Origin of the sequence: Mycolicibacterium parafortuitum, from assembly GCF_002086815.1 — a bacterium.
Taxonomy (GTDB): domain Bacteria; phylum Actinomycetota; class Actinomycetes; order Mycobacteriales; family Mycobacteriaceae; genus Mycobacterium; species Mycobacterium parafortuitum.
This window is the reverse complement of the sequence record NZ_MVID01000019.1, coordinates 19,104-32,921: the sequence shown is the minus strand read 5'-3', so window position 1 is coordinate 32,921 and position 13,818 is coordinate 19,104. Positions and strand designations below refer to the sequence as shown.

Genomic DNA, 13,818 nt, shown 5'->3' with positions numbered 1-13,818 from the left:
CGGACCGACATCCAAAAAGCGAAAACATCGCCACTTTGGTCGACTGATCTTGTTGAGTTCTTGATCCCATCCAGATTGGGGACGAGTATCGAGGAGATGGCCGACGACCGCGACTACGCAAGCGTGCTCAGGTCGGCGGCGATGCGAGTCACCAGGCCCCGCATCGCCGTGCTGAGCGCCGTTGCGCAGCACCCACACGCCGATACCGAAGTCGTCATCCAGGCCGCGCGCGAACAGCTGCCCGACGTCTCCCGCCAGACGGTCTACGACGCGCTGAACGCCCTCACCGCAACGGGTTTGGTGCGCCGAATCCAGCCCGCCGGATCGCTCGCGCGGTACGAGACCCGGGTGGGGGACAACCACCACCACATCGTCTGCCGCTCCTGCGGGGTGATCGCCGACGTCGACTGCGCGGTCGGCGAGGCGCCCTGCTTGACGGCATCGGACGATCTCGGATTCGAGGTCGACGAGGCCGAGGTCATTTACTGGGGCCTGTGCCCTGTGTGTTCTACAGCCCAATATTCACCGATGAAATGAAAGATGAAGGGATACAACGTGTCTTCTGATACTTCCGATGCCCGGCCCCCGCACTCCGACGACAAGACCCGAAGCACCAGCGAATCCGAGAACCCGGTGATCGATTCGCCGGAGCCCAAGGTGCACGCGCCGCTGACCAACAAGGACTGGTGGCCCGACCAGGTCGACGTCTCGGTGCTGCACAGGCAGAACGAGAAGGGCAACCCGCTCGGCCGGGACTTCGACTACGCCACCGAGTTCGCCAAGCTCGACCTCGAGGCGTTCAAGGCTGATGTCATCGAACTCATCAAGACCTCGCAGGACTGGTGGCCCGCCGACTACGGCAACTACGCCGGCCTGTTCATCCGGATGAGCTGGCACGCCGCGGGCACCTACCGCATCTTCGACGGCCGCGGTGGCGCCGGGCAGGGCGCGCAGCGCTTCGCCCCGCTCAACAGCTGGCCCGACAACGCGAACCTGGACAAGGCCCGCCGCCTGCTGTGGCCGATCAAGCAGAAGTACGGCAACAAGATCTCCTGGGCCGACCTGATCGCCTATGCCGGCAACGCCGCGCTCGAGCAGTCCGGTTTCCAGACGGCCGGCTTCGGGTTCGGTCGTGAGGACATCTGGGAGCCCGAGGAGATGCTGTGGGGCCAGGAGGACACCTGGCTGGGCACCGACAAGCGCTACGGCGGCACCAACGACAAGGACCGCCACCTCGCCGAACCGTTCGGCGCCACCACCATGGGCCTGATCTACGTCAACCCCGAGGGCCCCGAGGGCAAACCGGATCCGTTGGCCGCCGCCCACGACATCCGCGAGACGTTCGGCCGGATGGCGATGAACGACGAGGAGACCGCCGCGCTGATCGTCGGCGGCCACACCCTGGGCAAGACCCACGGTGCCGCCGACGTGAACGTCGGCCCCGAGCCCGAAGGTGCCCCGATCGAGGATCAGGGCCTGGGCTGGAAGTGCCCGTTCGGCACCGGCAACGCCAACGACACTGTCACCAGCGGTCTCGAGGTGATCTGGACCGGCACGAACTCGCAGTGGAGCAACGCGTTCCTGGAGAACCTGTACGGCAACGAATGGGAGCTGACCAAGAGCCCCGCGGGCGCCTGGCAGTTCGAGGCCAAGAACGCCGAGGCCACCATTCCGGACCCCTTCGGCGGCCCGCCGCGCAAGCCCACCATGCTGGTCACCGACGTGTCGATGCGCGAAGACCCGATCTACGGCCGGATCACCCGCCGCTGGCTCGACCACCCCGAAGAGATGGACGAGGCGTTCGCCAAGGCCTGGTACAAGCTGATGCACCGCGACATGGGTCCGATCAGCCGTTACCTCGGTCCCTGGGTCGCCGAGCCGCAGCTGTGGCAGGACCCGGTCCCCGCGGTCGACCACGCGCTGATCGACGAGTCCGACATCGCAGCGCTCAAGAGCCAGGTGCTGCAGTCGGAGCTGTCGGTGCCGCAGCTGGTGAAGACCGCGTGGGCCGCCGCATCCAGCTTCCGCAGCACCGACAAGCGCGGCGGCGCCAACGGCGCCCGGCTGCGCCTTGAGCCGCAACGCAATTGGGAGGCCAACGAGCCCGCCGAGCTGGACAAGGTGCTGCCGGTGCTGGAGAAGATCCAGCAGGACTTCAACAGCACCGCGACCGGGGGCAAGAAGGTCTCGCTGGCCGATGTGATCGTGCTCGCCGGCTCGGCGGCGGTCGAGAAGGCCGCCAAGGACGCCGGATACGAGATCAACGTGCACTTCGCGCCCGGTCGCACCGATGCCTCGCAGGAGGACACCGATGTGGATTCGTTCGCGGTGCTCGAGCCCCGCGCCGACGGGTTCCGTAACTTCATCGCGCCCGGGGAGAAGGAGAAGCCGGAGCAGCTGCTCGTCGACAAGGCCTACTTCCTCGACCTGACGGCGCCGGAGATGACCGCGCTGCTCGGCGGTCTGCGCGCGATCGGCGCCAACCACGGCGGCACCAAGCACGGCGTCTTCACCCAGACGCCGGGCGCGCTGACCAACGACTTCTTCACCAACCTGCTCGACATGGGCACCAAGTGGAAGCCGTCGGAGCACACCGAGAACGTCTACGAGGGCCATGACCGCGCCAGCGGCGAGCTCAAGTGGACCGCCACCGCCAACGACCTCGTGTTCGGGTCGAACTCGGTGCTGCGCGGGATCGCCGAGGTCTACGCCCAAGAGGACAGCAAGGGCAGGTTCGTCGAGGACTTCGTCGCCGCGTGGGTCAAGGTGATGAACAACGACCGGTTCGATCTGCTCCGCTGACCGACTAGAGCCGGTTCTCGGGACCGAGCAACGCCCACACCGTCTTACCGGACGCCGTCGGGATGACTCCCCACGCATGGCTGAGCGCCGTGACGATGGCGAGCCCGGAGACGGTGTGGGTGCCTGCCCCCGGATCCTCCCGACGCGTCGGGGTGGCCGGGTCGTCGTCGCTGACCGCGACCGCGACCCGGCCGTCCTGCGTTTCGAGGATCAGCGTGGGACGGCTGGTGGTGTGTTCGAGCACGTTCTCGACCAGCACGGTGGCCACGGTGCACACGCTGACCGCGAGCGCGGGGAAGCCCCAATCGGACACACACCGGGTCACCGGCGCCCGGATGCCGCGCAGCGCGCCCGAGCCGGCGTCCACGGGGACGGTGGCTCGGCGTACCTGAGGCGCGGCCGGTGCCGCCGCCGCCGCGGATTCGACGTCGGGCAGCAGCGCCACGTGGCGGGTGATCCCGCTGCGGGCGATCGCGGCCCGGCGCGCGGGGTCCGAGCACGCCAGCAGGATCGGGACACCGGGCCAGGTCCGCACATGCCAGCGTGCGCTGGCGAAGACTGTCCAGGCGCTGTCGGCCGGAACGGTGAGACCATCGACCGCGGCGACCACCGCCCGGGGCCCGCCGAGGGCCGCCGCGACGACGCCGTCGCGCACGTCGCGGCAGGTCGAATCGTCCAGCGTGCCGGCGATCTGCAGCGCCGAAACCCGGCCCGGCGCCGGGACCGCCCAGACCCGAATCCCACCGCGTCGCTTCATCGCAGGCACTGTTCCCGCCGACGCTCGCGGTCAACCGTCCGGGCGAAATCAGTCCGCGGCACGAAGGGCAGCGGACAGCAGGCGAAGACCTCACCGGTGTCGCGTTTGAACCGGCGGCCGGCGGGCCTTACAACCAATTGACGGGGCAGACGAAAGGACCGCATGAAGATTGCAGTCGTAGGGGATCCGGTACGCCGCAGTTCGACGGACCGGGACGGTGGCGGACACTACGGCCTCGGCGACCTGTCCGGCGCACTCGTCCGGCGCGGTCACGAGGTCCGGATCCACTCCGCGGCAGAGACGATCCCTGTCGACATCCCGGATCTGCGGAACTCCACCGACCTGATGCCGGCGATCGGGGAGATCGCGCGGCACCTCGAGAACGTATGGAGCCGGGACCGCCCCGACGTGGTGCACTGCCACGGCTGGGTGTACGGGATGGCCGCGCAGCTGGCCGCCAAACGGTGTCCGGTACCCACGGTGCAGACCTTCCACGAGCTGTCCACCACCGCGCGCCGGCACCGCGGAACCGGCGCCGCGTCGGAGACCGCGGTCAAGCTCGAGACGCTGCTGGCGCGCAACGCGACCGCGGTGACGGTCGCGTGCCACGACGACATGCACGAACTCATCCGGCTGGGCTGCGCGCGCACGAAGATCACGGTGCTCGCACCCGGTGTCGAGGTCGACGACGTCACGCCCGAAGAGATCGCCGGGCGCCCGGTCGGCGGGCCGTGCCGCCTCGTCGCGATCGCCCGGGACTTCTCCACCGGACACGGCCTGGTCGATGTGCTCAGGATGCTGCCGTCGCTCGGCGACGCGCGGCTGGTCCTGGTCGCGATGGACGGCGACACCGGCGGGGAGGCCGCCGGTGTGCGGGCCACGGCCGACCAGCTCGGGGTCGGCGACCGTATCGAGCTGATCTGCGGTGCGGACCAGAGCGACCTGACCGCGCTGTTCCGCGCGGCCGATGTGGTGGTCAGCCCGTCGCGCTACGAGCCGGGCGCCGAGGTACTGCTGCACGCGATGGCCTGCGGCGCACCGATCGTCGCGGTCGGGCACGGCGGGGCCAACGACGCCGTCATCGACGATGTCACCGGCATTCTCGCGCCGCTGGGGGACCTGCCCGCACTGAACCGCGCGCTGCGCTCGGCCCTGAGCCAGACGGTGTTGCGGCAGGGGATGGGGCTCGCGGGGCGCTCCCGGGCGCGGTCACGGTACAGCTGGGACGTCGTCGCGTCCGACGCCGACGCCGCGTACGTCGCGGCGGTCGGCCGGTACACGGCAACGACCGCGCTGCCTATCTGAGAATGGGCGGATCGCCGACGGGCCGCGGCTCGTCGGCAGGGCAGAGCTGCTCGCCGGTCGCGCGGAAGTACACCCGCCGCGCGATCTCGACGCAGTGGTCGGCGAAGCGTTCGTAGAACCGTCCGACCAGCACCAGATCTGCCGCGACCATCGCGCCGTGTTGCCAGTGCGGTCCGACCAACTCGGCGAACAGTTCGCGGTGCAACTCGTTCATCCGCTCGTCGCCGTCGCAGACGCGGCGTGCCTGTTCGGGATCACCACTGTTCACCGTCCCGCGCACCTGCTCGGCCAGTTCGGTTGCGGTATAGGCCATATCGGCGAACAGCGGGTACACCTGCTCGGGAATGACCCGCTCGGGATGCCTGCGGCGCGCCGTGCGCGCGATGTGCGCCGCCAGCCCGCCCATCCGATCCGCGTCGGAGGCGATGTACAGCGCCGAGACCACCGTGCGCAGATCACGGGCGACGGGGGCCTGAAGCGCCAGTAGCCCGTAGGTGCGCTCCTGTACCGCGTTGCCGAGCCTGGTCAGGCGCTTCATCTCGAACACCGCCCGGTCGGCGCTGGCCTCGTCGCCGTCGAGCAGGGCCGCCGAGGCGGTCTGGATGAGCTCGGCGGCACGTCCGCACATATCGGCCAGATCGACGGTGAGGGCGTCCAGGGACTCGTGAAACTCGTTGCGCATGCTCTCTCTACTGTTCGGGAGAAACCGACGCGTACCCAGGCCACGGCTCGGCAAACCCGGGGTTCACGCGGGCAGGACTCCGCCGGCCGGCCGGGTACCCGCTTCAGCGGCCCAGCGTCTGATGCGGGCTCTCCCCGTAGGTCTGCCGGTACAGCACCGCGAACCGGCCCGTGTGCCCGAACCCCCACTTGGCCGCGGTCGCGGTGACCGTCGCCTCCGAGCGGTGCGCGGTCAGTAGTTCCTGACGCGCCGCGGCCAACCGGACCTGCCGCACATAGGCCGTCGGCGTCACGTCCAGGTAGCGGCGGAACAGGTACTGCACGGTGCGCGGGGTGGTGAACGCCGCGCCGGCGAGCTCCGACAGCGTGACGCGGCGCCCCAGGTTGGCATCGATGTAGGCCAGCGCGGCCTGCAGGGCTTTGGGGAAGGATCCGGCGCGGTCGGAGCCGTCGCCCGAGGTCGCCGGGAACCCCGTCAGCGCGGTCGCGCGCAGCAGCCGGGTCAGTGCGTCGGTCAGCGAGTCCGCCGCGGCGGGGTGATCGGCGGACGCGTCGAGGTCGACCATCTCGCTGACGTAGCTCACCGTGCGCCGGACCACGTCGGCCGACGCCGCCGTGAGCGGGAGCAGCCACGCCGGCGGGGACGGCGGCGGCGGCAGAGCGGTGCGTAGGTGCACCACCGTCATCCGTGCGTCGACGGTGCGCAACGAGACCGGACGGGCACCCGGGGTCAGCAGCCGCACATCCCCGCCCGCGGCCGCCCCCGCCTCGGCGTGTTCGCCGAAGCGGACCTCGCCTTCCTGCACCCACAGCAGGACGTCGTCGCGGATCTCGTCCACGCTCAGCGTCGCATCGCCCGGATGCTCGATCCGGTCCAGATGGAAGCCCGGTGCCGAACGCCGCACATGCCGGTAGACGCTGTCCGGATCGTCAGCAGTGAACTCGAACCGCGCCGGCCGGCGCGGGTGATCGGCGGTGCTCAACGAGCTAGGCGCGGGTCCACGCTCCGACGTCGGACACGGGCAGCCCGACGGGCCCCGCGTTCGACGGCAGAATGCTCAAGTCCACCAGCGCCTTTCGTATGCCGACACCCCATGTCTGGGCGATGGTGTCATATTCGGCATCTCCGCACAGCGCGGCAAACGAAAGACCGGCGATCCGACTATCCGGAAAACGAAATGTCGCTAGCCTTTCCTGTTGCGCCGCCCCTTCTTGACCTCTGCGCGAACCGGCGGCACCTCAGAGGACATCACGAGTTCCGCGCGGTCCCACACCCGATGCAGCCCGAGTGCGGCCAGCAGTTCCGCTCCGAAGCTGTTACTCACATCATCCGCGGTCAGCACACCGGGATCCGACACGCTGATGCCGGCCGCCTCCAGCGCGGCGGCGCCGCTGCCCCACGCGCCGAGGGCCTTGCAGTGCCGGAGCATCTCGTGCAGCAGGACGACCATCTTGATGTCGTTGCGCTGCAACGCCCCGTCGGCGACGACCACCGCGTCGAACTCGATCGAGCGGGCGGTGTCGAAGGTGCGTTCCACGATGACCGAGCGGCGACCGGACTTCAGCGTCCCGCCGACCGGCGCGGTCACCATCGGCACCACACCGGCCTTGTCGAGCGCCTTGATCAGCTTGGTCACGCCTGCCAGATCGGAGTCCTCGTCGGCGATGATCGCGACCTTGCGGCCCGCCACCGGGCCGGGTGTGGTCACCACCTGAGACAGTGCGGGCGACAGCATGACGTCCTCGGGCGGAGAGCCTTGGGGCGCAGGCAGTCCGAGCCCTTCAGCGACCCGGGTGCACAGGTCGGTGTCGACGTTGGCGAGCACCTCCAGCTCCCGTTCCTTGATCGCCTGCTCGTAGCACTTCCCGAGTTCGAACGTGAACGCCTCGACGATGTGGTCCTGTTCGATCTTGGTCAGCGACCGGTAGAACATCGCGGCCTGGCTGAAGTGGTCGTCGAACGACACCGGCGCGACTCGGCCGACCCGGCCCTCGACCGGCCGCGGCGTCTGCACGTAGCCGCCCTCGTCGGCGTCGGCGACCAAAGGTTCACCGCCGTCGATGCTGTTGGGCAGGTACGGCGCCTGCCCGGTGTGGACCGCGGTCTGGTGCATGCCGTCGCGCAGCATGTCGTTGACCGGGCAGCGCGGCCGGTTGATCGGCAGCTGCGTGAAGTTCGGACCGCCGAGCCGGGTCAGCTGGGTGTCCAGGTACGAGAACAGCCTGGCCTGCATCAGCGGATCGTTGGTCACCTCGATGCCGGGGACCAGGTTGCCGGTGTGGAACGCGACTTGCTCGGTCTCGGCGAAGTAGTTCGTCGGATTGCGGTTCAGGGTCAGCTTGCCGATCAGCTGCACCGGCACCAGTTCTTCGGGGACGATCTTGGTCGGGTCGAGCAGGTCGATGCCTTCGAAGGTCTCGGTGCCGTCGTCGGGCATCACCTGCACGCCGAGCTCGTACTCCAGCGCCGCCCCGGCCTCGATGCCGTCGGCCATGTCGCGGCGGTGGAAGTCCGGGTCGAACCCTGCGGCGAGCTGGGCCTCCTCCCACACCAGCGAGTGCACGCCGGCCACCGGCTTCCAGTGGAACTTCGCCAGGCTGGTCTCACCCTTGCCGTTGACCAACCGGAAGGTGTGGACGCCGAACCCCTCCATGGTGCGGTAGGAGCGCGGGATGCCGCGGTCGCTCATGTTCCACAACACGTGGTGGGTGGCCTCGGTGTGCAGCGATACGAAATCCCAGAACGTGTCGTGCGCGGACTGCGCCTGCGGGATCTCCCGGTCCGGATGCGGCTTGCCGGCGTGGATCACGTCGGGGAACTTGATGCCGTCCTGGATGAAGAACACCGGGATGTTGTTGCCGACGAGGTCGAAGACGCCCTCCTCGGTGTAGAACTTGACCGCGAAACCGCGGGTGTCGCGGACGGTGTCGGCCGAGCCGCGGGATCCGAGCACGGTCGAGAACCGGCAGAAGACGTCGGTCTGCTGACCCTTCTTGGCCAGGAACCCCGCCTTGGTGACGGAGGCCGCATTGCCGTAGGCCTCGAACACGCCGTGGGCTGCCGCGCCGCGGGCGTGCACCACCCGCTCCGGGATGCGTTCGTGGTCGAAGTGGGTGATCTTCTCGCGCAGATGGAAGTCCTCCATCAGCGTCGGGCCGCGGCTGCCCGCCTTGAGTGAATGATCGGTATCGGGCAACCGGACACCCTGAGCCGAGGTCAGGTACCGACCCGACTGCGACCGCGGATCCTGTTGCTCCTGAGTGTCTTTGGGGGCGCCGGTCGGACTGACTTTGGCGGGAGCGGACTGGTCACGCTTACGCGCAGGGGGCATTACGAACCTCCGTGGTGGGCTGTACGAGCCCACCCGCAATACCCGGCGTGCCCATCCTCAAACTCATCCTCAGACGCTCGCTAGGAGCGGGTGAAGAATTCGGCCGCCTTTACCTTCACGGTCTGGTACATCAGATGACGTGCGCTCGGATCGCCTTTGGCGACCGCGCGACTCATGTTCAGCATCTGCTCCAGCGTGACGTGCGGAGGTATCGGCGGCACCTCCGGATCGCACCGCACGTCCAGCAGTGTCGGGCCGGGCGTGGACAGCGCCCATTCCCACGCCTTGCCCAGGTCGTCGTCGGCGGCCACGGTGATCGCGTCGATCCCCATCGCCCGCGCCACCTCGGCGTAGCTCACCGCCGGCAGGCTCTGCGACTCCTCGAACTTCGGTGTCCCGCCCATCGCCCGCAGTTCCCAGGTCACCTGGTTCAGGTCGCCGTTGCCGAACACGCACACCACGAACGGCAGGTCGTCCCACTCCGTCCGGTAGCGGTGGATGGTGAGTAGCTCGGCCAGCCCGTTCATCTGCATCGCGCCGTCGCCGACGAACGCGACGACCGGGCGGTCCGGATGTGCGAACTTCGCGCCGAGCGCGTACGGCACCGCGCAGCCCATCGTGGCCAGCGTCCCCGACACCGACCCTCGGACCCCCTCGGTGAACTTCAGGCAGCGCGCGTACCACGTCGTCGACGACCCGGAGTCCGCGGTCACGATCGCGTTGGCGGGCAGGCGTTTCGACAGCTCCCACGCCACCCGCATCGGGTTGACGGGATCTGCCGGGACAGTGCTCTGTTCCTCCAGCACCGACCACCAGTGGCGCACGTTCTTCTCCACCGTGTCCCGCCACGCGGTGTCGATCCGGCGGCGCAGGTGCGGAAGCATCGCCGTCAGGGTCGCCTTCGCGTCGGCGACGATGTTCAGCTCGGTCGGGTACCGCATCCCGATCGACGCGCCGTCGTCGTCGATCTGTACCGCGCGGGCCTGACCGAACTCCGGAAGGAACTGTGTATAAGGGAAATTCGACCCGACGATGAGCAGCGTGTCGCAGTCGCGCATCAACTCGTAGCTCGGCCTGGTGCCGAGCAGCCCGATGGCCCCGGTCACGAACGGCAGGTCGTCGGCCAGAACATCTTTGCCCAGCAACGCTTTTGCGACACCCGCGCCGGTGAGCTCGGCGACCCGGGCGATCTCCTCGTGCGCCCCGCGCGCTCCCTGGCCGATCAGGATCGCGACCCGCTGTCCGTCGTTGAGGATTTCGGCGGCCTGACGCACCTGCGCCTCGGTCGGGGTGATCACCCCGACCACGTCGCCGGGGTCGCTGGAGGGCACATGCTTGAACTGGTGTTCCGGCGGGGTGTACTCCTGCTCCTGCACATCCGACGGCACGATCACCACCGTCGGCGCACGCCGCGTCCGCGCGGTGCGGATCGCGCGGTCCAGCGCGGCGGGCAGCTGTTCGGACGCATTGACCTCCACCACGTAACCGGCCGCGACGTCGGCGAAAGCCGCCTGCAGGTCGACCTCCTGCTGGTAGCTGCCGCCCATCGCGGTCCGCGCGGTCTGCCCGATGATCGCCACCACCGGCACGTGGTCGAGCTTCGCGTCGTAGAGGCCGTTGAGCAGGTGCACCGCACCCGGGCCCGACGTCGCCATGCACACGCCGACCTGGCCGGAGAACTTCGCGTACCCGACGGCGGCGAACGCGGCCATCTCCTCGTGGCGGGTCTGCACGAACATCGGGTCGTTGTCGGCGCGGCCGAGCGCGGAGATCAGCCCGTTGATCCCGTCGCCCGGGTAGCCGAAGATGTGGGTCACATTCCACTGGCGCAGGCGGTCCAGGATGAAGTCGGCGACATCGGTGCTCATGAGCACCGCGGCTACCCCGGAGTCGCTCCGTCAAACTGTCCGCCCGATTGGGTAGGGTTCCGCGAGTGATCAAGTCTGGCCCGGTCAAGTCTGTTGCAGTTAAATCCGTAACCGCCCGTCTCGCTGAGGAACTGGCCGTCGCAGAAGGCCAGGTCACGGCCGCTGTGCGACTCCTCGACGACGGGGCGACGGTGCCGTTCATCGCCCGTTACCGCAAAGAGGTGACCGGCAGCCTCGACGACGGCCAGCTGCGCCTGCTCGAGGAGCGGCTCGGTTACCTGCGCGAGCTCGACGACCGCCGCAACGCGGTGCTGGCCTCGATCAAGGAACAGGGCAAACTCACCCCCGAGTTGACCGACGCGCTGATGGCCGCCGACACCAAGGCCAAGGTCGAGGACATCTACCTGCCGTACAAGCCCAAGCGGCGCACCAAGGCGCAGATCGCGCGCGAAGCCGGCCTGGAACCGCTGGCCGAGCAGCTGCTCGCCGACCCGGGCCGGGCGCCGGACGAACTGGCGGCCGGGTTCGTGACCGATGAGGTCGCCGACACCGCCGCCGCACTCGACGGGGCCCGCCACATCATCGTCGAGCGCGCGGCCGAGAACGCGGAGCTCGTCGGCGCGCTGCGCGAGCGGTTCTGGGACAACGCGGCGGTGCGGACCCGGCCGGCCTCCGACGCCGCCGCGGCCTCGGAGAAAGGCCAGAAGTTCCGCGACTACTTCGACCACACCGAGGCGCTGACCGAGATGCCGTCGCACCGGGTGCTCGCGGTGCTGCGCGGCGAGAAGGAGGGTGTGCTCTCGCTGGCGCTGGACGGCGGAGAGGACGACGCCTACCAGGCCATGATCGCCTCGGCGCTCGGAGTCGATCTCACCGCGAAGGCGCCCGCCACTCCGTGGCTGGCCGCCACCGTCGGGTTCGCCTGGCGGACCCGGCTGTCGGTGTCGGCATCGGTGGACGCCCGGGTGCGGTTGCGGATGCGCGCCGAGGAGGACGCCGTCACCGTGTTCGCCAAGAACCTCAAGGATCTGCTGCTGGCCGCCCCGGCGGGCAACCGGACCACCCTGGGCCTGGACCCGGGGTTCCGGACCGGTGTCAAGGTCGCCGTCGTCGACGGCACCGGCAAGGTCCTCGACACGTGCGCGATCTTCCCGCACCAGCCGCAGAACCAGTGGGACACCGCCAAGGCGACGCTGGCCGCGCTGGTCGCCCGGCACGGCGTGGAGCTGATCGCCGTCGGCAACGGCACCGCATCACGCGAAACCGACGCGCTGGCAGGCGAACTCATCGCCGACATCCGCAAGGCGGGCGCACCGGCGCCGGCCAAGGCGATGGTCAGCGAGGCCGGCGCATCGGTGTACTCGGCGTCGGCCTACGCCGCGCGGGAGCTGCCCGACCTCGACGTCACGCTGCGCGGCGCGGTGTCGATCGCGCGCCGGCTGCAGGACCCGCTCGCCGAACTGGTCAAGATCGAGCCGAAGTCGATCGGCGTCGGCCAGTACCAGCACGACGTCACACCCGGAATTCTGGCCAAGAGCCTCGGCGCGGTCGTCGAGGACGCGGTGAACGCCGTCGGCGTCGACCTCAACACCGCGTCGGTGCCGCTGCTGTCGCGGGTCTCCGGGATCACCGAGTCGCTTGCCGAGGCGATCGTCGCCCACCGCGACAGGGCGGGCCGGTTCCAGAACAGAAGCAGCCTGCTCGAGGTTCCGCGGCTGGGCCCCAAGGCTTTCGAGCAGTGTGCCGGGTTCCTGCGGATCCGTGACGGGGACGACCCGCTCGACGCATCCGGTGTGCACCCCGAGGCGTACCCGGTGGTCCGGCGCATCCTGGACCGCACCAACCTGGCACTGGGCGAGATCATCGGCGACGCCCGGGCGCTGCGCACCCTCAAGCCGGCCGACTTCGCCGACGACCGGTTCGGCATCCCGACCGTGACCGACATCCTCGGCGAACTGGAGAAGCCCGGCCGCGACCCGCGTCCCGCGTTCACCACCGCGACGTTCGCGGCAGGCGTGGAGAAGGTGTCCGACCTCAAACCCGGGATGGTGCTCGAAGGGGTCGTCACCAACGTCGCGGCCTTCGGGGCGTTCGTCGACGTCGGTGTGCACCAGGACGGTCTGGTGCACGTCTCGGCGATGGCCGACCGCTACGTCTCGGACCCGCACGAGGTGGTGAAGTCCGGGCAGGTGGTCCGGGTCAAGGTGGTCGACGTCGACGTCGAACGTCAGCGCATCGGCCTGAGCCTGCGCCTGGGCGACGAGACGAAACCCGAGCGCGGGCCCCGCAAGACCGACAAGCCCCGCGGCCCGCAGCGGAAACCGCAGCGCACCAACGACTCCCGGGGCCGCGACACCAGCCGGGCTGGCGGATCGATGGCGCAGGCGCTGCGCGACGCGGGCTTCGGGCGATGACGACGGCGGCGCGGCGCGCGACGGTGTTTACCGCCGTCTGCGCCGCCGCGCTGCTGACCGGATGTACCCGGCACGTCGACAATCCGCAGGCCCGCCCCGCCGCGCTGGCCGCCCCGATCACCGAGATCCAGGTGGTGGATCTGCTCAGCCCGAAGGTGCTCGGTGAGGACGGCAACCTGTTCGTCGTCGCCGAACCGGAACGCTGCGCCGGGCTCGCCCGCGAGGTGGACCCGCCGCTGATCCAGGCGGGCGGTCCGCTGGCCACCGACGGCGGCCATTGGATCACCGAGGACGGCCTGTTCTACATCGAGGAGATGGTCGCGGTGTACCGCTCCGATTTCGACGCGGCCGCCGCGGTGCAGTCGGCGCGCCGCCTGGTCGACGAGTGCAGCGGTGAGCGTCTGTCGGTCACCACGATGCGCGACAGCGTGTACGACTTCACCGTGCAACCCGCCGCCGACGACGGCCCGGACGGCAGCGTGCTGTGGGGGTTGCGGGCCGTCGACTGGAACTGCGACAACCTGTTCGTCGCCGCCCACAACGCGGCCGTCGAGATCACCACGTGCGGGGCCGCGCCCGGCTATGACGTGGCGAGCCTGGCCGAGGACGCCCTGGGGCGGATCAACCGGCTCGCCAACACCACCGCATAGCCGCCGCGG

At 69.5% G+C, this 13,818-nt stretch carries 10 protein-coding genes; 5 read left to right on the top strand and 5 right to left on the bottom strand.

Annotated elements, in window-relative coordinates:
• The first annotated feature begins 96 nt into the window (after positions 1-96).
• Both BST38_RS19140 and katG read left to right on the top strand, forming a co-directional pair.
• Positions 97-537 carry a Fur family transcriptional regulator gene (locus tag BST38_RS19140; protein ID WP_083145130.1) on the top strand — a complete coding sequence of 147 codons (441 nt, stop codon included), beginning with the start codon at positions 97-99 and terminating at the stop codon, positions 535-537.
• A gap of 18 nt (positions 538-555) precedes the next feature.
• Complete coding sequence (katG, locus tag BST38_RS19135; RefSeq protein ID WP_083145129.1) at positions 556-2,802, top strand: catalase/peroxidase HPI; 2,247 nt, start codon at positions 556-558, stop codon at positions 2,800-2,802.
• A gap of 4 nt (positions 2,803-2,806) precedes the next feature.
• Here the strand turns inward: katG and BST38_RS19130 are convergent, their stop codons facing one another.
• Positions 2,807-3,559, bottom strand: coding sequence for an ATP-binding protein (locus BST38_RS19130; RefSeq protein WP_237160845.1), 753 nt, complete (start codon positions 3,557-3,559; stop codon positions 2,807-2,809).
• A 162-nt stretch (positions 3,560-3,721) separates the two neighbouring features.
• On the opposite strand from BST38_RS19130, the gene BST38_RS19125 reads away from it, so the two are divergent.
• Positions 3,722-4,864: a glycosyltransferase gene (locus BST38_RS19125; RefSeq protein ID WP_237160844.1), complete on the top strand. Its 1,143-nt coding sequence runs from the start codon at positions 3,722-3,724 to the stop codon at positions 4,862-4,864.
• On the opposite strand, the gene phoU is transcribed toward BST38_RS19125, so the two are convergent.
• From phoU to BST38_RS19105, 4 genes are all read right to left on the bottom strand, one after another.
• Complete coding sequence (gene phoU / locus BST38_RS19120) at positions 4,857-5,546, bottom strand: phosphate signaling complex protein PhoU (protein ID WP_237160843.1); 690 nt, start codon at positions 5,544-5,546, stop codon at positions 4,857-4,859. The genes BST38_RS19125 and phoU overlap by 8 nt on opposite strands.
• A gap of 103 nt (positions 5,547-5,649) precedes the next feature.
• Positions 5,650-6,528: a helix-turn-helix transcriptional regulator gene (locus BST38_RS19115; protein ID WP_083145049.1), complete on the bottom strand. Its 879-nt coding sequence runs from the start codon at positions 6,526-6,528 to the stop codon at positions 5,650-5,652.
• Positions 6,529-6,729: 201 nt separating this feature from the next.
• Entirely contained in the window at positions 6,730-8,877 is a 2,148-nt protein-coding gene (locus BST38_RS19110; RefSeq protein WP_083145048.1) for a catalase, read from the bottom strand.
• An 80-nt stretch (positions 8,878-8,957) separates the two neighbouring features.
• Positions 8,958-10,745 (bottom strand): thiamine pyrophosphate-requiring protein, encoded by a 1,788-nt coding sequence (locus BST38_RS19105; RefSeq protein ID WP_083145047.1) that lies wholly within the window; start codon positions 10,743-10,745, stop codon positions 8,958-8,960.
• Between the two features lie 65 nt (positions 10,746-10,810).
• Here BST38_RS19105 and BST38_RS19100 point away from each other — a divergent pair, with 65 nt between their 5' ends.
• Complete coding sequence (locus BST38_RS19100) at positions 10,811-13,159, top strand: Tex family protein (RefSeq protein WP_110781802.1); 2,349 nt, start codon at positions 10,811-10,813, stop codon at positions 13,157-13,159.
• Positions 13,156-13,809, top strand: a complete 654-nt coding sequence (locus BST38_RS19095) for a sensor domain-containing protein (protein WP_083145046.1) — start codon at positions 13,156-13,158, stop codon at positions 13,807-13,809. Before BST38_RS19100 ends, BST38_RS19095 begins: the two co-directional genes overlap by 4 nt.
• The last annotated feature ends 9 nt before the right edge of the window (positions 13,810-13,818 follow it).